Source organism: Clostridium estertheticum, from assembly GCF_026650985.1.
In the GTDB taxonomy this organism is placed as follows: domain Bacteria; phylum Bacillota; class Clostridia; order Clostridiales; family Clostridiaceae; genus Clostridium_AD; species Clostridium_AD estertheticum_C.
Genome location: NZ_CP086239.1, coordinates 3,564,388 through 3,588,685, shown reverse-complemented (window position 1 = coordinate 3,588,685; position 24,298 = coordinate 3,564,388). Strand labels below are relative to the sequence as shown.

Annotated in this window: 29 protein-coding genes and 2 pseudogenes; 26 read left to right on the top strand and 5 right to left on the bottom strand. The window is 33.6% G+C overall.

What is annotated here, in order from left to right:
* The first annotated feature begins 2 nt into the window (after positions 1-2).
* From LL038_RS17220 to LL038_RS17190, 7 genes are all read left to right on the top strand, one after another.
* Entirely contained in the window at positions 3-560 is a 558-nt protein-coding gene (locus LL038_RS17220) for a cyclophilin-like fold protein (RefSeq protein ID WP_216125036.1), read from the top strand.
* Positions 561-634: 74 nt separating this feature from the next.
* Complete coding sequence (locus LL038_RS17215; RefSeq protein ID WP_216125035.1) at positions 635-1,243, top strand: LysE family translocator; 609 nt, start codon at positions 635-637, stop codon at positions 1,241-1,243.
* A 122-nt stretch (positions 1,244-1,365) separates the two neighbouring features.
* A complete protein-coding gene (locus tag LL038_RS17210) occupies positions 1,366-2,463 on the top strand; it encodes a carcinine hydrolase/isopenicillin-N N-acyltransferase family protein (RefSeq protein WP_216125034.1) in 1,098 nt (365 codons plus the stop codon).
* A 205-nt stretch (positions 2,464-2,668) separates the two neighbouring features.
* A complete protein-coding gene (locus tag LL038_RS17205; protein ID WP_216125033.1) occupies positions 2,669-3,508 on the top strand; it encodes a DUF3737 family protein in 840 nt (279 codons plus the stop codon).
* A gap of 172 nt (positions 3,509-3,680) precedes the next feature.
* Positions 3,681-4,490, top strand: coding sequence for a cyclophilin-like fold protein (locus tag LL038_RS17200; protein WP_253200302.1), 810 nt, complete (start codon positions 3,681-3,683; stop codon positions 4,488-4,490).
* A gap of 336 nt (positions 4,491-4,826) precedes the next feature.
* The gene (locus LL038_RS17195) at positions 4,827-4,943 is read left to right on the top strand and encodes a MerR family DNA-binding transcriptional regulator (RefSeq protein ID WP_253200301.1); all 117 of its coding nucleotides are present in this window, start codon (positions 4,827-4,829) and stop codon (positions 4,941-4,943) included.
* A gap of 6 nt (positions 4,944-4,949) precedes the next feature.
* On the top strand, positions 4,950-5,240 hold the full coding sequence (locus LL038_RS17190) for a MerR family DNA-binding protein (protein WP_268055898.1): 291 nt from the start codon (positions 4,950-4,952) through the stop codon (positions 5,238-5,240).
* 521 nt (positions 5,241-5,761) lie between these two features.
* Here LL038_RS17190 and LL038_RS17185 read toward each other — a convergent pair.
* Positions 5,762-6,766: a sensor histidine kinase gene (locus LL038_RS17185; protein WP_216125032.1), complete on the bottom strand. Its 1,005-nt coding sequence runs from the start codon at positions 6,764-6,766 to the stop codon at positions 5,762-5,764.
* Between the two features lie 35 nt (positions 6,767-6,801).
* Complete coding sequence (locus LL038_RS17180) at positions 6,802-7,026, bottom strand: winged helix-turn-helix domain-containing protein (protein WP_375293021.1); 225 nt, start codon at positions 7,024-7,026, stop codon at positions 6,802-6,804.
* A gap of 262 nt (positions 7,027-7,288) precedes the next feature.
* Here LL038_RS17180 and LL038_RS17175 point away from each other — a divergent pair, with 262 nt between their 5' ends.
* The gene (locus LL038_RS17175) at positions 7,289-7,909 is read left to right on the top strand and encodes a TraX family protein (RefSeq protein WP_375293020.1); all 621 of its coding nucleotides are present in this window, start codon (positions 7,289-7,291) and stop codon (positions 7,907-7,909) included.
* Here the strand turns inward: LL038_RS17175 and LL038_RS17170 are convergent.
* Positions 7,889-7,987: pseudogene (locus LL038_RS17170) on the bottom strand (sporulation transcription factor Spo0A); the annotation flags it as partial. The gene LL038_RS17175 and the pseudogene LL038_RS17170 sit on opposite strands and share 21 nt — an antisense overlap.
* Before the next feature lie 137 nt (positions 7,988-8,124).
* Positions 8,125-9,132, bottom strand: coding sequence for an aldo/keto reductase (locus LL038_RS17165; protein ID WP_216125030.1), 1,008 nt, complete (start codon positions 9,130-9,132; stop codon positions 8,125-8,127).
* Positions 9,133-9,663: 531 nt separating this feature from the next.
* Here LL038_RS17165 and LL038_RS17160 point away from each other — a divergent pair.
* From LL038_RS17160 to LL038_RS25595, 5 genes are all read left to right on the top strand, one after another.
* Positions 9,664-10,182, top strand: a complete 519-nt coding sequence (locus LL038_RS17160; RefSeq protein WP_216125029.1) for a MarR family winged helix-turn-helix transcriptional regulator — start codon at positions 9,664-9,666, stop codon at positions 10,180-10,182.
* Between the two features lie 9 nt (positions 10,183-10,191).
* A complete protein-coding gene (locus LL038_RS17155) occupies positions 10,192-11,061 on the top strand; it encodes an SDR family oxidoreductase (protein WP_216125028.1) in 870 nt (289 codons plus the stop codon).
* A gap of 167 nt (positions 11,062-11,228) precedes the next feature.
* On the top strand, positions 11,229-11,594 hold the full coding sequence (locus tag LL038_RS17150; protein ID WP_216125027.1) for a VOC family protein: 366 nt from the start codon (positions 11,229-11,231) through the stop codon (positions 11,592-11,594).
* Between the two features lie 172 nt (positions 11,595-11,766).
* The gene (locus LL038_RS17145) at positions 11,767-12,210 is read left to right on the top strand and encodes a flavodoxin family protein (protein WP_216125026.1); all 444 of its coding nucleotides are present in this window, start codon (positions 11,767-11,769) and stop codon (positions 12,208-12,210) included.
* 108 nt (positions 12,211-12,318) lie between these two features.
* Positions 12,319-12,567, top strand: a complete 249-nt coding sequence (locus LL038_RS25595) for a hypothetical protein (protein WP_375293018.1) — start codon at positions 12,319-12,321, stop codon at positions 12,565-12,567.
* Here LL038_RS25595 and LL038_RS17140 read toward each other — a convergent pair.
* A pseudogene (locus LL038_RS17140) lies at positions 12,466-12,726 on the bottom strand (Tn3 family transposase); the annotation flags it as partial. The gene LL038_RS25595 and the pseudogene LL038_RS17140 sit on opposite strands and share 102 nt — an antisense overlap.
* Positions 12,727-12,923: 197 nt before the next feature.
* On the opposite strand from LL038_RS17140, the gene LL038_RS17135 reads away from it, so the two are divergent.
* The 13 genes from LL038_RS17135 (at position 12,924) to LL038_RS17075 (ending at position 23,993) form a co-directional block, all read left to right on the top strand.
* Positions 12,924-13,163: a hypothetical protein gene (locus LL038_RS17135; protein ID WP_268055897.1), complete on the top strand. Its 240-nt coding sequence runs from the start codon at positions 12,924-12,926 to the stop codon at positions 13,161-13,163.
* A 109-nt stretch (positions 13,164-13,272) separates the two neighbouring features.
* Positions 13,273-13,686 (top strand): MerR family transcriptional regulator, encoded by a 414-nt coding sequence (locus LL038_RS17130; RefSeq protein WP_216125022.1) that lies wholly within the window; start codon positions 13,273-13,275, stop codon positions 13,684-13,686.
* A 226-nt stretch (positions 13,687-13,912) separates the two neighbouring features.
* Positions 13,913-14,449: a flavodoxin family protein gene (locus LL038_RS17125; protein WP_216125020.1), complete on the top strand. Its 537-nt coding sequence runs from the start codon at positions 13,913-13,915 to the stop codon at positions 14,447-14,449.
* 34 nt (positions 14,450-14,483) lie between these two features.
* Positions 14,484-14,669, top strand: coding sequence for a 4-oxalocrotonate tautomerase DmpI (gene dmpI, locus LL038_RS17120; RefSeq protein WP_216125018.1), 186 nt, complete (start codon positions 14,484-14,486; stop codon positions 14,667-14,669).
* Positions 14,670-14,774: 105 nt separating this feature from the next.
* Entirely contained in the window at positions 14,775-15,332 is a 558-nt protein-coding gene (locus tag LL038_RS17115) for a flavodoxin family protein (RefSeq protein WP_216125016.1), read from the top strand.
* Positions 15,333-15,455: 123 nt separating this feature from the next.
* Positions 15,456-16,409 (top strand): aldo/keto reductase, encoded by a 954-nt coding sequence (locus tag LL038_RS17110; RefSeq protein WP_216125015.1) that lies wholly within the window; start codon positions 15,456-15,458, stop codon positions 16,407-16,409.
* 67 nt (positions 16,410-16,476) lie between these two features.
* On the top strand, positions 16,477-16,665 hold the full coding sequence (dmpI, locus tag LL038_RS17105) for a 4-oxalocrotonate tautomerase DmpI (RefSeq protein ID WP_216125014.1): 189 nt from the start codon (positions 16,477-16,479) through the stop codon (positions 16,663-16,665).
* 259 nt (positions 16,666-16,924) lie between these two features.
* Entirely contained in the window at positions 16,925-17,506 is a 582-nt protein-coding gene (locus LL038_RS17100; protein ID WP_216125013.1) for an NAD(P)H-dependent oxidoreductase, read from the top strand.
* 536 nt (positions 17,507-18,042) lie between these two features.
* Entirely contained in the window at positions 18,043-18,894 is an 852-nt protein-coding gene (locus LL038_RS17095; RefSeq protein ID WP_216125012.1) for a methyl-accepting chemotaxis protein, read from the top strand.
* 140 nt (positions 18,895-19,034) lie between these two features.
* Entirely contained in the window at positions 19,035-20,207 is a 1,173-nt protein-coding gene (locus LL038_RS17090) for an iron-containing alcohol dehydrogenase (RefSeq protein WP_216125011.1), read from the top strand.
* Positions 20,208-20,465: 258 nt separating this feature from the next.
* Complete coding sequence (locus LL038_RS17085) at positions 20,466-21,608, top strand: MBL fold metallo-hydrolase (RefSeq protein ID WP_216125010.1); 1,143 nt, start codon at positions 20,466-20,468, stop codon at positions 21,606-21,608.
* Between the two features lie 42 nt (positions 21,609-21,650).
* Entirely contained in the window at positions 21,651-22,826 is a 1,176-nt protein-coding gene (locus LL038_RS17080; RefSeq protein WP_216125009.1) for a MalY/PatB family protein, read from the top strand.
* A 114-nt stretch (positions 22,827-22,940) separates the two neighbouring features.
* Positions 22,941-23,993, top strand: a complete 1,053-nt coding sequence (locus LL038_RS17075; protein WP_216125007.1) for an NADH:flavin oxidoreductase — start codon at positions 22,941-22,943, stop codon at positions 23,991-23,993.
* Positions 23,994-24,298 lie beyond the last annotated feature (305 nt).

The window sequence follows — 24,298 nt, the reverse complement described above, 5'->3', positions numbered from 1 at the left end:
TTATGAAAAAGAAAATATTTACATTAATGTTAGTTGCTTTGCTAGCGATGTCCTTTGCCGGATGTACAAGCAAGAAGGCAGCAACCGAATCGAACAATGCAGCTAAAAGCAGTACTGACGAATCGAATATAGAATCTGGGGATAAGACAAGCGCAAAGCTGCCTAATCTGGAGGTACGATTTGGCCCGAATGGCGATGCGTTTAGCTTAAATCTTGACAACAACAAAACCGCAACAGAGATAGGAAGGTATATTGGACAGGTTGATTGGAATCTACCGATTTATCATTTTGGTGACTCTAACGTCATGCAGTATTATGATATTCCAAGCAGCTATAAGATTGATTCCGACTCTAAAGAAGTTACTACGGAAAAGGCAGGGGAATTATACTATTCGTCTCCTAACAGAATCATCCTCTTTTATCAGGATGCAAAAGTCAAGGGGAATTATACCAAAGTAGGACAACTTAAGAATACCAACGGACTCAACGAGGCTGTAAAAAATAATCCTGTTGTAGAGGGATGGGGAAATAAAGTCATTTCAATCAGTCCTGCAAAATGACATTTGTAAAGTCATATAAGCAATGGTTAGAGTATCTCTGTTAAGCAGAGATAAGGCGTGAAAGGATGGTGACAATGGAATATTTATTGAAGGGTATATGTATAGGTCTTGTCTTTGGAGTGCCAGTGGGAGCGATAGGCGCTCTCACAATAAGAAGAACAATTACACATGGTACTTTTGCAGGTCTAGCCTCTGGAATAGGGTGCTCTACGGCTGATCTTCTATATGCTTTTATCAGTGCTTTTGGATTGACATTGTGTTTGGATTTTATGCTGAAATATCAAAGCATAATCAGCCTTGTGGGAGGAGGTATGATTATCATAATGGGAGTTAGTATTCTTTTGAAGAAGCAGGAGGTGGTTAAGGAGACCGCAAAAACATCACAGATAATTTCTTTCTTTGCGTCCTCTTTTGTGATAGCTATAACAAATCCGACAACGATTATAACATTTATTTTAGCATTCTCGATATTTAATATTGGCTGTATTACCTCCACTGTGCAATGTCTTGGACTTTGTCTAGGAATATTCCTTGGTACATGTATTTGGTGGGGACTCATTGTCGCTATGATTCGGTTGTTTAGGAAGCGTATTACTGGGAAGGTGGTCGTGAGGTTGAACTACATTCTCGGAAGCATTATTATCATGTTAGGAGCGGGGGTTGCGATTCGCGTACTACTTTGACAGAGCTGATTCTGGGAAAGGATCTGTGAGGATAGTTTTTACTGAAGATAATGGCTTAAGCGACTTTTTTATACTATGCTAATGAACAAGTAAATTGTTGAGATCAGAAAGGGAGATACAGAATGAAGAAAAAAGTTGTGTTACTACTATCTGTACTTTTAGCCATATTTTTGTTGGCAGGATTCGTAGGAATAAGGTTTATGAAGAATAAGGAGGGTTCCACAATGGCAAATGTTCAAAAATATGATGGCAACGTAGTAAAGCCTACCACGCAGCAAACAAAGCTGGAAGATGATTTTTCTGCTGTTCGATATGAGGGAAACTATGGATTTGATAGCTTTCTTAAACAGGGGGGGGCATCTTCTGATACAGATGTAGTTAAATTTTTAACCCAAAATAATATGGTTTCAAGAGCAGATAAGCTGTCACTTAAAACTGAAGGTTTTGCTTGCAGTACACTATCTGTCAAAAGTCCCAAGGGCGATGCCTTATTTGGGAGGAACTTTGATTGGCAGGCATGTAATGCATTGGTGGTTTCTTCAAAACCTTCAGACGGCTATGCCTCTGTTTCTACAGTGAATATGGACTTTATCAGTGCTGGATATGGGGGAAGCGTAGATCGATTGCCAGAGAAAGTGCGTACTATGGTAGCGCTTTATGCACCGCTGGACGGTATGAATGAAAAGGGACTTAGTGCAGCGGTATTGATGATTGAGGACTCTGATAATATCAATCAGAATACCGAAAAACCGGATATTACAACGACAACTGCCGTTCGTTTGTTGCTGGATAAAGCTGCAAATGTAGATCAAGCAATCAATCTTTTAAAACAGCATGATATGCATGCATCCATGGGGTTGATGGTGCATTTTGCTTTGGCTGATACTGAAGGACACAGTGTGGTTGTGGAATATGTTGGTAATAAGATGATTGTAACAAAAACACCTGTAATTACCAATTTTTATTTAGCTTATGGTGAAAAAAATGGAATTGGAACAGCTCAATCTCATTCTAGATATGATATTTTAATGAAGCAACTAAGTAAGACAACAACCATGAGCATGGAAGAAGTCCGTGATGCAATGGATAGCGTAAGCAAACATAACTTTAAAGATGCTGAATCTACCGAATGGAGTATAGTTTACAACCAAAGCAGTGGTGAGGTGCGCTATTACCATCGGGAAAATTATAAAAAGGTGTATACATTCCATGTTGAATAATATAAAATTTAAGAATTTTGATTAAGGTATTGACATGAAGTTAACTTTAACCCTTATGATAGAGGTGTTACTAAGATAAAGAAGAACTTCTACCGTAAGTGGTCTTATATTTTAAAATAGCTACAAACCATGCAAGAGCAAGGTTTTAAATAAATAAAATAAAGATAGTGTTAACACTATCTTTAAATGGAAGAAGGATAAAATTATGAAATTAGTAAAAGAACAGATACTTATTGGAGAGAGAGCATTATTTAATAGCAAAGATTTACAGGTTTCCTATTCAACGTTTGCTGATGGTGAGTCTCCGTTAAAAGAGAGTCAGAATATTAACATAGATCACAGTATATTTAAATGGAAATATCCATTATGGTACTGTAAAAACATTGTAGTAGAGGACAGTACATTTCTTGAAATGGCTCGTTCGGGAATCTGGTATACGGAGAATATTACAATAAGAAACACTATAATTGAAGCACCGAAGATCTTTAGGCGTGCAAAGGGTATTGAATTAGAGAATGTTACTATGCAAAATGCTGGTGAGACTTTCTGGAATTGTGATGAGATTTCTTTGAAAAATGTAACAGCCAAAGGGGATTACTTTGGTATGAATAGTACAAATATTAAAATTGATGGATTCCAACTGGCAGGAAACTACGCTTTCGATGGAGGAAAAAATATTGAAATTCATAATGCGAAAATTCTGGCAAAGGATGCATTCTGGAACTGTGAGAATGTAACAGTTTATGATTCATTTATTTCGGGAGAATACTTGGGATGGAATTCTAAGAATGTGACCTTTGTAAACTGTACTATTGAAAGCTTGCAGGGATTATGCTATATGGACAACCTTGTAATGAAAGACTGCCAATTATTGAACACTACGCTATCATTTGAATATTCCACAGTAGATGTACAGATTAACAGTACTATTGGTAGTGTTACAAATCCATCTGGTGGGATAATCCGGGCAGAGGGTATTAGCGAATTAATTATGGATAAAACTAAAATAGATCCTGAAAAAACACAAATTATAACGGAGAAATAAAGTATAGTTGATTTTTTTTCTCTCTGGCGGTAACTTCTTATGATGAACCATCCTTTTTTCGTTAATTATCTTATGGAAAGTCAGTATTTACAGAATCTTTAATAAAATTCCTTATAAAAAACTGAGAATTATTCACAAGGTTATTAAATTTATTAAGAAGGTGGTGAGTATAATGAGATTGAGTAAGTCAAGATTTATGATTTCATTTTTAGTTTTTGTGTTTTTTTTAACTGTGCTTTCTAATTATTGCAAATATAAAGTAGAGGCTACACCCGTGGTAAAGGTGAAACAGTGGGAGGAAAAGGAAAATATAAGTTCAACTAAGACCTGGACAATAAAAGTTAAGACAGAATTAGATTCGAGCTCTGTAGATAAGGCTATTTCTGTAACAGATTCAGCAGGAAACATAGTTAATGTTAGAACAGCTGTAACTGAAGATGGTAAAAGTATATTAGTATATGCTCCGGAAGAGAAATATACACCAAGAGAAACTTATTACCTCAATATTTCTCAAGATTTAAAATTTATATACAAACTTAATGGAAATGTTCAAACTCTAAAAAACATTAACCAAGCGGTACAGATGAAATTTACAATTAATGATGATAATTTAGATACTATAAAAGATACTAAAATAAAATTGTCTTTTAACAATGAAGAAGTAATTGTAAAAATGAATGATAATGCAACAAGTAGAGACTTTTTAAAGTTACTTCCATTAACATTAAAATTTGAAGATTATGCAGGAACTGAAAAAATCAGTTATCTTTCGAGGAAATTATTAACACAAGGTGCACCAGCAGGCAGTGATCCATCGATTGGAGACTTGGCTTTATATGCTCCTTGGGGAAACTTGGCCATTTATCATAAAGATTCTGGCTATGCAAGCGGACTTATTGTATTAGGTAAAATTGAATCTGGAATAGAAAAGCTTGCAGGGATTAAGGGCAATTTTACAGTTGAAATTAAAAAAGTTGATTAAATTATTGAAAGGCATGCCTGTGATGAGCATTTTATCCGTACATAGTTTTTACAATACGCAAAATTGCTTATTCAACAACAAGTAAAGAATTAAGTGAAATAAAGTCATTTGGAATTGTGAAGCCTTTTTTTAATAAAAGGTGTGTTTCAATTTGAACGTGTTGATGGTGGTTTTGGTAATATTATTTATTCAAAAGAGAAAGTTAATAATTGAATTTAGGTCATATGAAATATAAACTTTATATTATATTTAGTGCTTGACTTAGAGCTGACTTAAGGTGGTAATATTATTTTATATATCAAAATAGTAGACAAAAACTTTTAAGGAGGTAGAGCAATGGTAATAAAAGAGGCTTCGAAAGTAACAGGGATATCTATAGACAATTTGAGATATTATGAAAGAATAGGTGTAATTCCGAAGGTTCGTAGAACTGAATCAGGAATTAGAGATTAGGATGAGATGTCAATTAACTGGATTAAGTTTGCCATGAGGTTTAAAAAAGCAGGAGTTTCATTAGAGGCTATTCGTGAATATATACATCTTGCTATTCAGGGAGAATCAACCAAGGAAGCAAGAAGAGAAACACTTATCGAAACAAAAGCTAGATTAGATAAAAAAATGCAAGATATACAGGAAACTCTGGATGTAATCAACTATAAAATTGATACTTATGAACAGAAGTGCGAGCCTGTTACAAATGAAGTAATAGCTGATTGGAAAGCTAGCAGAAAAAAACAGGAAACGTTTTAACAATTTAAGATATAAGAAAAATATTAATATAAGATGATGAAAAAATTTTTCATCATCTTATATTGCGTGTTGCAAAATAAAGAGTTCTTGTCATCCGTAATTAAATAATAAAAAAGTACTTGACATGAAGTTGACTTAAGGGTTTATATTTATTCTATTGTTGAAAAAGAATCAACGGGCAAGAAAATTATTTGTGGTAGGGTGTTCAGTAAGTGAAGTGATTGAACAAAAGAATTGTTTTGAATAAGGCATATGTCTTAGAAAAGTCTTTACAATAAATAAAAATCAATAGTAAGAGAAGGAGGAAAAGATATGCCAGTAATTACTTTAGAAGCAGGAAAATTAAATTAATTGTGGTTTTTCTGGTGGAGGCGAACCATACCTAACTATATCACTGTCCATAGAAAGAAGTGATCTTATACGATTTTTTGAGTAGATTTTGATGTGACAAGTATCTGCATACACCCCATTTTGCTTCAATAATTCCTTGTGGGTACCTGTTTCTACAACATATATGAAATTTATTTGCCTATGTTGAAATTAATGATAAACTCTGTGTACTCATTATAAATTGAATGCACAGTTATTTTATAATCTAACTTTTCACATAATTCTTTTACTAAATATAAACCCAACCCTGTAGACTTGGCATTATTTCTACCGTTATTTCCAGTAAACCCTTTATCAAAAATTCTACTTAAGTCTTCTTTTTTTATGCCACAACCAGTGTCTCTTATAATTATCTTTAAGATACTATCTTTATCTACGCAAGCTATAGATATAGAATCCCCACACTGTGTATATTTAAGAGCATTACTTATTATTTGATCTAATATAAATCTAAGCCATTTTTTATCTGATAAAATATTATTATGTATATTTACCAAATCTAAATTTATTTTATTTTCAATAAAATATTTCGAGTATTTTTTTATTATTTCTTTTATTACTTCTTCAATATAAACCTTATGTATAAAAAAGTCCCTATGGAAATCATCAATCCTTGATAAGTAAAGAACTCTTTTAACTGAATTTTCAATTCTCGTAACCTGATTATCAATTTTATCTAAAGTTTTTTCAAAATATGCATTTTCGTTTCTCTCTATTATGAGTTTTATTATAGATATAGGCATCTTTATATCATGTATCCACATGTTTAATACATCTTTATTTTCATTAAAAAAATCGGTAGAAGCATTTACTATATTCTCACACTGAATTTTGTAGTTTTTCATTAAATTAAGGTATATTTTTTCTTCATAGTTCATTTTAATTAATCCTACATCATTAAAACTATTATTATCTACACCTTCCTTTAATAAACCAAGAAATTTATTCTTCCTAATATAACTAATTATTAAGTAGAATCTCAAAAAAAATAAGTTTACAATAGTTATATAAAATATGGTATCGAATAAAATTGAATTTAATGGTGAAAAAATAATTACTAGTATAACAAAGATTAAAATAGAAAAATTTAAAAATATTAGTGGTAATTTATCTTTAATAAAATCTATAAATTTCATATACTCTCCTAACTTTTAATGCAATATAAAGGTTGCTACATTATTATATAACCTAGCCCACGCTTTGTTTGAATAAAATTATCAAGTCCAATTTGTTTTAGTCTTGTTCTTAACCTATTTATGTTTACAGTTAAGGTATTATCATCCACATACCAATCATTATCCCAAAGCCTTTTCATTAATTTATCGCGGCTCACTATTTTACCATTACTAGTCATTAAAATTTTCAAAATTTTAAACTCATTTTTACTAAGTTCTATAGTACAAGGTTATCTTTTTACTCCCTCTAATTGTTGGAACTATACATAGCTTATTTGCAATGGTTATTGTTCAAAAGTTAATACCAAGACCTATCGTATTTCCTATAATTATCACTCTAGGTGTATATTATCTTGGATACTTTGTATATTACTTTATAACTTTAAAGTATGCCGAGAATATGATTATAAAATAACAAAAGAGGAGAATAAAACATTGAAAAAACTAAACGCATTTCAACTAAAAAATATTGCACTAATAGCAATGCTAATGGATCACTTATATACTTTTTTCCCCCTAGCATTTCCATTATGGTTTCATCCCTTTTCAAGGTTTGTAACCCCACTATTTGCATTTTTAATGGTAGTGGGATTATTTCACACAAGAAATAAATTAAAGTATAACATTAGGTTATTTGGTTGGGCTATATTTATGCAGGCAGGAGACTTTATAATTAATAAAATTTTAATATCAAAGCAGGTCGCAATTCATAATAATATATTTATGGCATTAGCTGTAGGACTTACAGTGATTAACTTATTTGAGCATAGCAAAAAGAGTAAAGGCTTTAAAAAGTTAGGACTTATCATTCTTGCAATACTTATTATTCCTTTAGGAGTGTTTACTGAGGGTGGAATAGTTATGATACCATTCACATTAGTAACATATTTCTTTAGAGAAAAAAGAAATAGAGCCATTATAGGATATGTGATATTATGTGTAATCTTTTTTATAACTAGCTATATACCATATGCTACAGTATCGGAGACGATAAAAATGTTAATGTTTAATTCAGAATTCTTATTTATAACAGTAGTACCGTTTATATTTTTGTATAATGGAGAAAGAGGTCTTAATACTAAATTTAGAGTTGAGTCTCTCTAGAACACCCAAGCCATCAAGAACAGGCATAATTATATCAAGTACTACTAAATCCGGTTTCTTTTCCTCAATCAATTTTAATTAACTAATAAATTGCGACGCATTTACTCCTTATAGGTACCCCTATAAATTGGAATTTGAAATGCGGTATGAATAGATAATGTAAAAGAGACAGGCATCAATTGATGTGCTGTCTCTTTTATAATGAGAGTAGATATCTATTTTCCTGTCAGTATTTCTTGATTTTCTGGGTAACGTTCACCGACAATTTCAATGCTCTCCAGATTCTTTCGAATACTGCTAAGTTCATCAGCGGTAAATGTAACTTCTGCACTACCTAAATTTTCTTCGATTCGGCTCACCTTTTTGCTTCCTGGAATTGGGACAATAAATGGTTTCTGAGCCAGCAGCCAGCCTAGTGCAATACCAGCTGGTGTTGTACCTTTATTTTTGGCAAGTTCGGTGACATAATCAGCCATAGCAATGTTTTTCTTTAAATTGACTTGGTCATTGAATCGAGGTATTGTACTTCTAACATCATTGGCTGCAAATGTATCATTTGCTTTAACATTGCCTGTAAGAATTCCTTTTCCTAAAGGACTAAAAGGGACAAAAGCGATTCCTAATGCTTCCAAAGCTGGAAGCATTTCTGACTCTACTTTTCTGTAAAACATAGAATATTCGCTCTGTATAGCTGTGACTGGACATACTGCATGGGCACGACGTACTGTTTTTACAGCAGGCTCAGATAGTCCCCACCGCAACACTTTTCCTTCTTTTATCAGCTTAGAGATACAGTCTGCCACTTCTTCGATAGGTATATCTGGGTCCACACGATGCTGATAATACAAATCAATATGGTCAGTACGAAGGCGTTTCAGACTGCCCTCCACGGCATGGCGGATAGTTTCTGGAGAGCTGTCAAGTGTGGCAGTTTTTCCTGTGCTATCAAGTCTGTTTTTGTTGAAGTTAAAACCGAATTTAGTAGCAATTAACACATCATTACGATATGGTTCTAAGGCCTCACCAACCAGTTCTTCATTCGTGAATGGTCCGTACACTTCCGCAGTGTCGAAAAAGGTTACACCTAGTTCTACAGCTTTACGAATTGTTGCAATTCCATCACTTTTTTCTGGAAATGGGGGATAGCTCTGGGTAAACCCCATACAGCCAAGACCAATAGAAGATACTTCAATATTACTGTTTCCAAGTTTACGTGTTTTCATATAAATTTCCTTTCAAAATTATTTTAATAGTCTACTCACATTCAAATGTATGATAGATTAATCTTACACTTGCGAGTGCACTCTATGTCAAGCGTATTTTAAAATAATTTTAGTAGGGAAATCTGTAATCAGTCTTATTGCCTGTTATCATTCCTCCATTACAGGTAAAAGGTTCTTTACTAGGGAGAACTTGTTAAAAAATACCCTTACAGCAAAACCCTTACTGAAAAATAGAGAATCCGAATACGGTAGCACCATCCAAAGGGCGGTTAGTACACCTGATTTTACAACAAACATATGCTGAGCTAGTTTAATTTATCAGAAATAAGGCGGCCATATGTTTGCGGTCTTTAGCTTTCTTCAAAGCAAAAACATTTCAACTTTAGTCGAAATTCATAATAGTATAAATCAAATTGTATTACTCCAAAATACATAATTAAATTTATAAGTTATTTGTATATAAATTTATAACAAAATATATCTTTACAAATATAGTAAGTTGGCTTACTATATAAATTAGGAGGTTTTATTATGGAAAGTTTTAAATTTAGTCTTAGAGATGTACCGAAACGTGAGATTTTAAAAGATTATTCTAGCCGATTTCCGGGTATAAATATAGGAGCAGTTGAAGGTTGTATATCACTCCTCAGGACGGCGTCTGATATTTCAAAAATACTTGATGAACATTTTTCTAAGTATGATATTTCGGAAGGAAAATTTACAATCTTAATGCTTTTGTATCGACAGAATGATTATCAATTATCTCCAATATCCCTTAGCAAAAAAGCTGAAGTTACTAAGGGAACTATGACAAAATTAATAGGCGGACTTGAAAATCAAGGTTTCATAGAGAAAATCCCCAACTCGTGTGATAAGAGAAGCTATTTGGTTCGGCTAAGCTCAAAAGGATTACGTATATTGGAGGAGATTTTGCCTATACACTACACCTTAATTGCTAAACTTATGTCCGGACTTGAAGACGGTCAATTGAAGGAACTAACCTCTTTACTTAATTTATTACCAAATAATTTATATGATATAGAAAGGTGAGATATTATTATGATACTTATAACTGGAGCGAATGGGCAAACTGGTCGTGCAATAATTAAGGCTTTATTATCTAAAGGCGAGCAGATTAGAGCTTTCGTTCATAAAACCGAACAAATTCAGGAAATTAAATCCTTGGGCGAGATTGATGTATTTGCAGGAGATATGATGAATCAAAAGTCTGTTGATGAAGCGTTAATCGGAATTAATACAGTATATCACATATGTTCTGCTGTAAATCCCAATGAAGTTGAGATAGGACAAATGGTAATAAACGCTGCTCGCAATGCTAGAGTAGAGCATTTCGTATACCATTCAGTATTGCATTCCGTACTTCAAGATATGCCACATCATCAGAAAAAACTCAAGGTTGAGGAACTTATGGTGAATTCAGGAATCCCATATACTATTATTCAGCCAGCAGTATTTATGCAGAATATACTAGAGTCTTGGAAGTCACTTAGTGAAAAAGGCATATTCCAACAAAAGTTTTTTACTACTCAAGAAACTCGCATGTGTATGGTTGATTTAGAAGACTTAGCCGAGGCCGTTTCTATAATTCTTACAAATACTGGTTATACAGGGGCCACATATGAACTTTGTGGACCTGAAAATTTATCTTTGTCTGATATGCTGGCAGCTATGGAACTGCATTTTGGTCTTGAAATCAAAGTTGAAACGCCTCAGGACGAAATGTTTGCAGCACAATTAAAAAAGCATGGTGTAGGAGACTATAAAGTTAATACACTATTAAAGATGTTTCAACATTATAATGAACATGGATTTGTCGGAAATCCAAATGTTTTAACTTGGATATTAGGACGAAAACCAAATGATTTTTCATCCTTTATTCTTAGAACAATACAAAGCCAAAGATCATAGTTGCCAATTATAACTAAATGAATATTGAAATAAGCGTAAAATTATATAGTTTTATGTAACAAATTCATACATTTTTAACCTTGTATAATATTTGTGAGAATTATTTTAAAGGGTTCGCGATTTGTTTTTACACTATAATAATGTTGTATATTTTGGGAGGTGGTTTTATGAGATTTTGTTGGAGTACCCTAAACGTAAAGGACTTGGAGGAATCAATCAAGTTTTATACAGACGTCATAGGGCTTGAGGTGGTAAGGAAATTTAACGCAGGACCTGGAGTGGAGATTGCATTTTTAGGCAAAGGAGAAACAAAAATTGAGCTTATTTGCGACGGTGAGAGCAGGGATACAGTTATCGGCAACGATATTTCTTGGGGATTTGAAGTCGAGTCTCTTGATAAGGCACTTGTTTTGGTTAAAGAAAAAGATATCACTGTTGACAGCGGGCCGACCCGGCCTAACCCGAATGTTAGATATTTCTTTATAAAGGATCCAAACGGTATGAGAATACAGTTGGTGGAGAATATTACATAAAATAATGGGCAATAAAAAGCTCCACTTATTTCCTGACTATGCAGTAAAAGATGGTAGGCACAATTTTAGTGTTTGCCATTTTTATTATAAGGTTAATTGGAAGACATTGAAAAAGAAGAGTTTATAACTTCTCTGAAACAAGAGATCAAGAGTTTATAAAATGGAGGTTAATATGGCAACTATGAATATTAGAGTAATTTATCACTCGTCAACAGGTAATACGGAAAAACTCGCACGCGCAATAGCGGATACGTTAAATGTCGAAGCTGAACAGTTAGGAGAAGACCCTATTTCTTTTTCTGAGCCTGTCGACTTACTTTTCATTGGAGATGGGATATATTTTGGAAAAGCAAATGAAAGGACACGCTCTTTCATTGACCGATTAGATCCGAAAATGATAAAAAACGCAGCTATCTTTGCCACATATGGAGGGTTAGCTAAAATTGGCACTGACATAAAAGAGCTCTTACAGAATAAAGAAATAAGGGTTGTTGAGGAGCCTTTTACTTGTAAAGGTCAGTCTTGGGTATTCATCAATCGGAATCAACCAAACGAAACCGATTTAAGCAAGGTTCGCAAATATGCTAAAAATGCAGCTGCAAAAGTGGATAGATAACTACTTAATAAAACCAAGAAGATGTTTTAATAGTGTTTCATTGGTTACAGGATTTTCAGTAACAGTATTGCAACGGATATAATTCCTAAAAAACGTTTTGGAGAAGGAATGGGGTATTTCAGTTTATCTAGTAGTTTGGCAATGGCATTAGCTCCAGCTGTAGCTCTTTATTTGTTAAATGTATCCAATTTCAGAAATGTTGCTATTTTGGCAGGAGGTCTAGGAATTTTTGCCCTAATATTATCTTTTTCCATGAAGCATTCCATATTTTCCAAAGAATATAGCTCTAGCCAGTGCACTCATTGCTTCACCTTTATTCAATCCTATCTGAATTTTTCTTCTGAAATCTTCGTCTGATAAATAATCTAGGATAAAAATAGTTTTTTCTATTTTTCCAAGTTCGCTTAGGGCTTTAGCTAAACTATTTTGTCTTGCATAATAACCAATCTTACCCATTATTAATGATCCTGAAACCTTACCTTCTTTTATTGAGTATGCAAGTCTCAATATATCATCACTTCAATTCGTAATTTAGATCTACAAAATTAAAAACTTACAAATTTGCAAAACTTAAAATATTACCTCAGATACACATATTAGATTGCACAAAAATATTAGTAAATTTGAACAATTCTAACTATGAAAACTCTGAGGTTATTAGATTTGAAGGCGAGTCTACCCGTGGTTATAAGCTAGCAACATTAAGAGGCCTAATGGACGATGGAGGAATTATTGAAGAAATAGCTTTTGATTCAATAAAACTGCATGATATGGAGCTTAGTGGAGATATTTCACTGAAAAGTAAAGCTCTAAAAGAGGGCGATATTCTTATCAATGATAGAGGTTTTATTTCAAGATCTGTAACGAATACATTAAAAACTAATAAAAAAGTCGATACTTATATACCAACCAACTTTGGCTTTAGTATATCTGCTTTTATTTGTTGTTTTTAAATTACGAATTGAAGATATTATATTTAGTGCTTGACTTAGAGCTGACTTAAGGTGGTAATATTATTTTATATATCAAAATATTAGACAAAACTTTTACGGAGGTAGAGCAATGGTAATAAAAGAGGCTGCGAAAGTAACCGGGATATCTATAGACAATTTGAGATATTATGAAAGAATAGGTTTAATTCCGAAGGTTCGTAGAACTGAATCAGGAATTAGAGATTATGATAAGATGTCAATTAACTGGATTGAGTTTGCTATGAGGTTTAAAAAAGCAGGAGTTTCATTAAATGATATTCGTGAATATATACAACTTGGTATTCAGGGAGAATCAACCAAGGAAGTAAGAAGAGAAATACTTATCGAAACAAAAGCTAGCTTAGATAAAAAAATGCAAGATATACAGGAAACTCTGGATGTAATCAATTATAAAATTGATACTTATGAACAGAAGTGCGAGCCTGTTACAAATGAATTAATAGCTGCTTGGAAAGCTAATAGAAAAAAACAGGAAATGCTTTAGCAGTTGAAGATATAAGAAAAGTATTAATATAAGATGATGAAAAAAATTTTCATTTTGCAATATTGTATGTTGCAAAATGAAGAGTTTTTGTCATCTGTAATTAGGTAATAAAAAAATTTAAAAAAAGCACTTGACCTGAAGTCGACTTAAGGGTTTATATTTATTCTATCGTTGAAAAAGAATCAACGGGCAAGAAAATATGATTTTTAAGTTGAGGAGAATAAATATGAAAATAACAGTTATTACTGGAAGCCCACATAAGAAAGGTACTTCTGCATTGCTCGCAGATAAATTTATCGAAGGAGCAAATGAAGCAGGACATGAGATATTTCGTTTTGATGCAGCATTTGAAGAGGTAAAACCATGTCTGGCGTGTGAGTATTGTGCAAGTCATGATGGCCAGTGTGTACGAAAGGATGTTATGAACACATGGTATGAAAAGTTGATAGAAGCAGATATGATAGTGTTCGTAACGCCACTATATTATTATGGAATGTCAGCACAGATAAAAGCAGTTATCGACCGTTTCCATGCTAACAATGCAAAATTGGCAGGTAACAAAAAATCAATGCTTTTGGCTACTTCCTATGGTACAGATGATTGGACAATGGAAGCATTGGAGAAAAATTATGAATTCATACTTCGTTTTATGAATTGGAATGATGCAGGAAAGTTATTTGCGACAGGGTGTCCAGTAAGGGAATTGATTGAACAGACGGATTTTCCAAATCAGGCATATGTCTTAGGAAAGTCTATACAATAAATAAAAATCAATAGTAAGAGAAGGAGGAAAAGATATGCCAGTAATTACTTTAGAAGCAGGAAAATTAAATAAAGAACAAAAGAAAGAATTAGTTGAGAAATTTACATTAATAGCATCAAATGTTATGAATGTACCCCAGCAAGCAATTATTGTTTTCTTAAAAGAAATTTCAACAGAAAACATAGGATTTGGTGGGCAACTTCTATCTGATAGAAAATGAATTTGATGGAATAACAGCAATTTAAATAGCTGTCAAACTATCGTATTTCATATACTTAATATTCGTATAAATTAATATAATGAGGAAAATAGACGGGGGAATAAAATGATGAAAAATATATTATTAATTTCAGCAAGTCCACGAGTAGGTGGGAATTCCGATTTACTTTGTGATGAACTAGCAAAGGGTATAGTAAGTAATGGAAATACATATGAAAAAATGAACTTGGCAAAGATGAATATAAAACCTTGTCTTGCATGTAATGTATGCCAAGGTAATGGGGGAAACTGCATTCAAAAAGATGATATGAGTAAAATTATTGAAGCTTATAAGCGTGTTGATGCAGTTGTATTTGTTACTCCATTATATTTCTTTAATATAAATGCACAGTTAAAAATTATTATGGATAGAACTTACTGTGAATATCAGTATGGAAATGAATATGTAAAATTTAGTTTTCATAAGACAGCATTTATTGCTACTTGTGGAAGAGATAGTGAAGTTTCTTTTGATACTGCTATACGTGGATATAAAGAGTATATTAAGTGTTTACATGATGTTACTGATGTTGGAATGGTATTGGCAACAAGTGTTTTGAATAAAGGTGATGTAGTAGAAAGTAAATTTATGAAAGAAGCATACGAATTAGGTAAAAAATTGTAATAACATAATTAATGTTATGATAGTGCATTTCAACTTAATAAGTTAGCAAGGTAAAAGTAGTTGGGATGTATTGAAAATAAAATAGTTGTTTTTAATAATTAAAATTATAGGAGGAAGAATCATATGAAAAATAATAATAAATTACCACGTATAGCATTAGGTACTTGGTCTTGGGGCGTAGGTTTTGCAGGGGGAGACCAGGTTTTTGGAAATAATCTTGGAGAGAAAGAACTGAAGCTAGTTTTTGAAACAGCAATGAAAAATGGACTCAATCTTTGGGACACAGCTGTTGCTTATGGTATGGGGGCTTCTGAAGAGATTTTGGGAGCGTTTGCTAAAACTTATCCACGTGAGAGTTTGATTTTATCAACAAAATTCACACCGCAAATAGCGGGTGATTCTGCAGATCCTGTAGCAGACATGTGTGCTGCCAGTTTGGAACGTTTGGGTACAGATTATATCGATATCTACTGGATTCATAATCCGGGTGATGTGGACAAATGGACAAAATATTTGATTCCACTTGTGAAAAGTGGGAAGGTAAAGCATGTTGGTGTTTCTAATCATAATTTAGAGGAGATCAAGCGTGCGGAAAGCATTTTGGCTAAGGGGGGCGTACATATTTCTGCAATCCAGAACCACTACAGTCTTCTTTATCGTTCTTCAGAGGAAGGTGGAATTCTTGATTACTGCAAGGAAAACAATATAACATTTTTTGCTTATATGGTATTAGAGCAGGGAGCATTAAGTGGTAAATATGATACTAAACATCCACTTCCAGAAGGTAGCCAGCGTGCTATGACCTATAATCCTGTGTTACCGGAGATTGAAGCACTAATTGATTCTATGAAAAATATTGGTGAGAAGTACAATGCTTCTGTGTCACAGATTGCAATGGCATGGGCTATCGCTAAGGGCACAACCCCTATAATCGGTGTAACTAAGCCAGCACACGTTGAAGATGCGGCAAAGGTTACTGAGATTATTCTTACAGCAGAAGAAATAGGAGAATTGGAAAGTATGGCGTCTAAAACAGGTGTAGATACTAGAGGCTCATGGGAACATCCTATGGTATAGTATGCCTCTTCTCATGTAGTGAGAGGATTATCTAAAAAATAAGTAGTAAAATAAGGAGAGAAAGAATATGCCAGTAATTACGTTAGAAGCAGGAAAATTAAATAAGGAACAGAAAAGTCAGTTAGTTAAAGACTTAACAAGTAAAGCAGCTGAGATTATGAATGTACCGGAACAAGCAATTATCGTTTTCATTAATGAAAACAATATGGATAATATTGGTTTTGGTGGAAAACTGTTATCTGAAAGAGAAGCTTAATTTGATTATTATGATTGGTCTTCTGTCATAATCACAGTAAATAAAGAATATAAGATATGTTACTCCGCCTTTTCATATCATTCATAAATGTTTAAAATATTAATGAGACATGAAACATAAAGAATATAATTAGATATGCAAAAAAATTATAGACTATAATAAGAAAACACTTGACCTTAAGTTGAGTTAATGGTTTAAACTTATTTTAAGTCATAATAAATTTACATTTAAATAAAAAATAGTTAAGGAGGAATTTTAAATGAAACATTTAGTTATTTTTGTACATCCATATTCAAAAAGTTTTGGGAAAGGTATTGTAGATATGATTGAAAAAGAAGTATCAAATAACAAATCAGAAATAAGAATAAGAGATTTGTATGAATTAGGGTTCGATCCAATATTAAAAGGTTCTGATCTTCTTAATTTGCAAAGTGGAAATTATGCAGATGATATCAAAGTTGAACAAGAGCATATCAAATGGGCAGATATTATTACATTTGTTTATCCAGTTTGGTGGGCAGGATTGCCAGCAGTGCTAAAAGGATATGCGGATCGTGTTTTGGCTAATGGTTTTGCATTTACATATGATGCTAGTGGACCAGTTGGACTTCTCAAAGGGAAAAAAGCTATTTTATTCAGCACAACTGGATTTCCAAGTGATGTGTATGCACAAATTGGTATGCACAAATCTATGCAACAAACAACAGATGAAGCTATCTTTGAATTCTGTGGAATAGAAGTTATTACACATGTATTTTTCGGTGCAGTACCTTCTTCAACTGAAGAAGAACTAAAACAATATTTAGGTGAAGTAAGAGAAGTTATTAAAGCTAATTGTTAAGATTGACTTTATTAATGCATTTCTCATTTTTCAGCCATCCTTTCTTATATTAATTTCTTAATTGCGAAAACTGGTAGTCAGTATTAGGGCACTGACTGCCAATTTTTATGCATATTCTACTATCAATCTTATTCTTTCATAGGCAATTTTTAAAAAGTACTTGACATGAAGTTGACTTAAAGGTTTATAGTTATTCTATTGTTGAAAAGAATCAACGCTTTTGGCTACTTGTTATGGTGTAGATGATTGGACAACATTGGATTTGGTGGACAGCTTTTATCTGATAAATAAGTATAAATACAAGGTTCTATTATGTTTAACTTTGACTTTTACAATCAAACACATATTATATTTGGTAAGTACAGATTTGATAGTATTGATAAGATTGTCCCGGCGAAGGATACATTTTTAATAACCTATGGAAGTTCTAAAACAAGCTAAATATTTCTTTTCTAGTCCGTTAGTTCTTCCTAACTTTTCAGTATGTTTGTAAAAATAGAGGGGATAATATATTACTCGAAAGGAGAATTTAGATTATGTTTTCAAATGATAAAAGTGAATCAGAGTTTATTATGGATTTTTTAGTGAGATTAGCTCCAACTCTTCAGAAATTAATACCATTAGATTGTATTATAGGTATTGCAGATACTAAAAAGTTTCTCTGCAGTATACCAGGCGAAAAAATGAAATTACCAGTAGATACGACTGGAACAGAAATTTCAGAAGATGTTCCGATAGCTAAAGCTATTAAATCTGGAAAACCTGAAAGAATGATAGTACCTAAAGAAGTTCTAGGAATTAGCTTTCAAGCTACATCTATTCCAGTATTAGATAGTCAAGGAAAAGTAATCGGCGGAATCGGATTAGGTATTGGTTTGGGAAATCGTGAAATATTGAGTAATACTGCAAATTTAGTAGCATCAATAACAAAGCAAACATCATTTACTATTGATGACCTTGCTACTTCAGCAGGACAATTAGAAACCCAGCAATATCATCTTCTAGGCTTAGCAAATGAGATAACTAAGCAAATAAGTGAAACGGAAAAAATAATTGAAATAATAAGAGGGGTAGCTCATACTTCAAATATGCTTGGCCTAAATGCTTCCATTGAAGCTGCTAGAGCTGGAGAACAAGGCAAGGGCTTTTCAGTAGTGGCAGGGGAAATCAGAAAAATGGCTAAAAATAGTTCAACCGCTATAAAAGATGTTGAAAATATTTTAAATAATATAAAAGAAAAAATACATGTAATTAACGAAAAAATAAACGAAACATCCTCTATTGGTCATCACCATGCAGCGGTTACCGGAGAACTTTCAAAAACTATGGAGGAATTATCTGAATCGGCAAATAAACTTAAACTAGCTTCCAGTATTGTAATTGGTTAGTTAAGGCAAGAGGAAATAAGCAATAAGTTTGATTATGCATATTCTGAAGAAAAATACGAGGTAACACCAATTGAACTAATAAAATATATTCTATAAAAAATTAATTGATGCGTTAAAAATGCGCAGGAATGGAGAGAACAATGAATTTAGATTTTACTTATGAAAACCCAACAAAAATTTATTTTGGAAAGACTGCTTTAGATAACTTAAGCAGTGAACTTGCAAGTTATGGTGATACCATTATGCTTGCTTATGGAAAAGGTGCTATTAAGAAAAGTGGACTTTATGATCAAATTGTATCTATTTTAAAGAAAAGTGGTAAAAACATCATTGAATTATCCGGAATTATGGCAAATCCAACTTATGAAAAAGTAATAGAAGGTGCTGCTCTTGTACGTGAGAATAAGGTAGATCTGATTTTAGCTGTTGGTGGTGGTTCCGTTATTGATTGTGCAAAGGCAATTTCGGTATCTGCATATTGTAAAGGTGATACGTGGACACGTTACTGGTTAAAATTTGAGCCTGTAGATAATGAAATAATACCAGTTGCATCTATTCTTACATTGGCAGGAACAGGATCCGAAATGAATGGTGGATCAGTTATTACAAATGATGATATGAAACTTAAGGTGGGTCGTGTTTTCCCATCAAATGTGAATCCGAAATTTTCAATATTGAATCCGGAATATACATTTACATTACCTGAATATCAGATGGTAAGTGGAATTTTTGATATGATGTCACATTTAATGGAAACTTATTTCTCAGGTGAAGATGATACTACTACCGATTATATGATTGAAGGACTTCTTCGTTCTATTATGAGCAGCGCAAAAATTGCAGTGAAAGATCCTAAAGACTATGAAGCAAGAAGTAATTTAATGTGGAGTTCTACTCTTGCAATGAACCCGATTATGGGGTTAAGCAAAACACAAGATTGGGAAGTTCATATGATTGAACATCAGCTTGGTGCCTATACAAATTGTACACACGGTATGGGACTGGCAGCAATTTCACTTCCATATTACCGATATATATATCAGTTTGGTTTAGATAAGTTTGTTCGCTTTGCTAAGCAAGTATGGGGTGTAGATGAAACTGGAAAAACAAAGCAAGACGTTGCTTTGGAAGGTATTGATGCTATGGAAACATTCATAAAACAATGTGGTATAGTGACGAGCATTAAGGAGCTTGGTGCGACAGAAGAAATGCTTCCACTAATTGCAAATTCAACTGTACTTCTAGGCGGATATAAAGTGCTTACTGCAGAGGAAGTCTTAGAAATTTTAAAGACTGCATATGCTCAGGCTTAAGATTATGAGTAAACAAAAGAATACTTGAAGACTACAATAAGAAAGAAGCCCACTGCCGCGGTAAAAAACGGCAGTGGGCATGACTTTAGTCTTCTATTTTTAAAACTCAAGATAGCTTGGAAGTATGTCTTTGGTTCTCTAAAAATATCAGGTGACACATGGAATTGTCTTCTCAAATTTTATAGCTGCAGCTATCATGCAGTTATTTTTAATTGTAAAATTATCTGTTAGTGACAATATTAAAAAAGGGAGAAGAAAATGAAAATAAAAAGGAAAAGGTGGAAAAAAGTCATATTATATTTATCAAGTATTTTACTAGTACTATGCGTTGGTCTTATATTATTTCTAAATTTAGAACCAGGTTTCGGAGGAAATCCAACTAAGGAGCAAAAAGACAATTATAAACAATTTAGTAACTATGTCAATGGGAAATTTGTTAATGAGGTTCCGACAAGTTTAGCCATGAGTCTATCAGACAATTTTTCAATGATTAAGGAGACTTTTTCAGGTGCTAAAGACCGAAAACCAGATGGTGTAATTCCTGTTTCAGTGATTGATTGGAATAAAATCAAAAGTGATAAAGACAGTGTAACTTGGTTTGGACACTCTGCTTTTCTACTTAGTATCGATAATAAAAAGATATTATTAGACCCTATGCTGGGACCTGTTGCATCACCAGTATCCTTTGCAGGAAGCAAAAGGTATAAATATAGTGAAAGTATGTTCAATATTATTGATAAAATGCCACCAATTGATGCAGTTTTTATCTCACATGATCATTACGACCACTTAGATTATCGATCAATTGTAAAGTTAAAGGGCAAGGTAGCACATTTCTTCGTTCCTCTGGGAGTAGGTAATCATCTTATTAGATGGGGTGTGCCAAAAGAAAAGATTACAGAACTAAATTGGTGGGACGAAATGGATTACCAAGGTTTAAAGGTTTCTCTGACCCCATCCTTACATTACTCTGGAAGAGGCATTTTTAATAAGAATTCTACCTTATGGGGTGGTTGGGTCATTCTTGGGAAAGAAATACGTTTATATTATAGCGGAGATGGCGGATATGGTAAACATTTTAAAGAAATTGGAAAAAAATATGGACCTTTTGATATAACATTGTTGGATGGTGGTCAATATGATAGGCTTTGGCCTTGGGTACATATGACACCAGAAGAAGCTGTCCAAGCTAATTTGGATGTAAGTGGTAAGAATATGATGTTAATGCATTGGGGAGCATTTTCATTAGCTTATCATGGCTGGAATGAACCTATAGAAAGAGCATTAAAAGCGGCAAAAAAAGAAGATGTAAATCTATTAGCCCCTAAAATTGGTGAAAATGTTCGATTAGATCCAGATTTTCACATTACGCCTTCTTCATGGTGGGATTCACTAAAATGATTGTACAAGCTTATGAAATTAGAAGGAATGGAGGGATAAAGTATGCGGTATGATTTTGGAGCATTAACAGACAGGCGTAATACCAATTCCCTAAAATGGGATGTTGATGAAAATGTGATTCCAATGTGGGTAGCAGACATGGATTTTAAGACAGCGCCGGAGATAATAGAAGCAATTCAGGAAAAGGTATGTAAGGGTATATTAGGTTATACCATTGTGCCAGATGCTTGGTACAATGCTTTAAGTAACTGGTGGGAAAGAAGGCATGATTTTAAGATAGATAAAGAATGGCTGATTTTTTGTACAGGAGTTGTGCCTGCAATTTCTAGTGCAGTTAGAAAAATGACATCAGTAGGAGAAAACGTGCTGGTGCAGACACCTGTTTACAATATATTTTTTAATTCTATTGTGAATAATGGCAGAAATATTGTGGAAAATAAACTGCTGTACGATGGAAAACAATACAGCATTGATTTTATAGATTTAGAAAACAAACTTTCAAATCCAAAAACAACTATGATGATTCTCTGTAATCCTCACAATCCAATAGGTGAAATATGGAATAAAGACACATTGGAGAGGATGGGGGAATTGTGCTACAAACATCATGTTCTTGTTGTTTCAGATGAGATTCATTGTGATTTGACAGATACACAGCATGATTATATCCCGTTTGCATCTGTTTCGGAAATATGTGCAAAGAATAGCATTACCTGTATTGCACCGACAAAAGCATTCAACATAGCAGGATTACAAACCGCAGCAGTTGTAGTTCCTGATGAGGTGATTAGGCACAAAATGAATAAGGCATTGAATACAGATGAAGTAGCTGAGCCAAATGCAATAGCCATGGAAGCGACAATTGCGGCATTTACTAAAGGAGAAAAGTGGCTGAAGGAACTCCGTTCTTATATAGAAGAAAACAGAAAGTTTGCAGAGAAGTTCATAGAAACTGAGCTGCCAGAATTATATCTAGTGCCTGCCCATGCAACGTATCTGTTGTGGATTGACTGTAGTGGAATTACACAGGATACGACCTGTCTGTGCAAGCTTCTACTAAGTGAAGTCGGATTATATGTTTCAAAAGGAGAAGCCTATGGGGAAACTGGAAGAGGCTTTATTCGAATCAATATGGCATGTCCAAGAGAACGGCTTGAAGACGGTCTTACACGTCTAAAAAAAGGAATTGAATTATTTAAAAAAAGTTTATGGGAATAAAAGGTGATAATAGATTATTTATATATGTGAATTAAGCTGGTTAGTTCAAAGGAATGCGTGTCAGAATAGTTATTCCTCTTTTTTTCATTAATTATTTTATAGGAGAGTGATTATATGTCAAATATTCTTAATTCCTTTCAAGTAAAAAATATATCATTTAGTAATAGGATAGTTATGGCCCCTCTTGTACGCTTTGGTTTTCCGAGCTATGAGGGAAGTATGGGTGAAAAACTTATGAATGACTATTTGAGCAGAGCCGATAAAAAAATTGGGCTAATCATCAGTCAAGCACTTTCTGTATCGGCTGACTGTAATACATCAAGTAAGGCTGGTGGTACATCTGGCGGGGCTGGCGTCTACTCCGACCAGCATGTCGGATATCTGAGTAAAATAGCCGAAGCTTACCATAAAAACGGAACCGTTTTTTTTGCACAGCTTGCTCTTCCTGGTTTTGGTTTTTATGACGACAATTCCAGAGATATTAATAAGCTGACTAAAAAAGATTTAATCAAAATCAGAGATGAGTTTATCAGGGGGGCAGAAATCTGCAAAAGGGCTGGCCTTGATGGAATTGAACTGCATGGAGCACATTCTTTTTTTCTGAACATGATGGCATCTTCAGAGTCCAATAAGCGTCAGGATAGTTATGGCGGCGATTTGACCGGAAGGCTGACTTTAGTGAAGGAAATCACGGAGGGAATTAAGAGCTTTGCTGGAGATTGTTTCATCGTATCCTATCGGATGGGCTGGGGGGATAGCTTGGATGCAGACGTACAGACTGCACAAAAACTGGAAGAGATAGGGGTTGATATGCTGCATGTGTCTACAGGTATACCACGAGAAAGAAAGCTAAAACTTCCCTCAGATTTTCAGTATAATGAAACGGTTTATACTGGCGGCTATGTCAAAAAATATGTAAAAATTCCTGTTATCTGCGTAAATAACATTAGGACACTGGGTAGAGGCAATGTGCTGATTGAAAGTAACTACTGCGATTTCGCGGCATATGGGAAGCCGTTTTTAGCTGATGCCAGCTTTATCGAAAGGTCATTAAAAGACAGCAATTACAAGCCCTGCTTTGAATGCCGTAACTGTCAATGGTTTACAGATGGGGAGAAGTGTCCGGTACAATTGAAAGCGAAGTTTAAAAGTAACAGTCTACATTAATCCGTGTGCGTCCTCATACGCCACGGACTGGGCGGAAGTGATTTTCTCCTGTCTTTTTAAGTACTGCATCAGGCAAAAGTATAGGAGGCTATGTTTTTCTTTTTTAGAAAACATAGCCTCTTATATTTTTTCTGAAAAAAGACTTGACTTAAAGTTAACTTTAAGCTTTAAACTGTAGTAGTACATAGATAACAGAACTGATTCAATTGACAGATTTGGAGCATTTTAAAATATTGGAAATATTAAACCAAGGCGAGCAATTAACTGTTGTGCTGAATCAATCATGTCTGCACTTTTATGAAAAG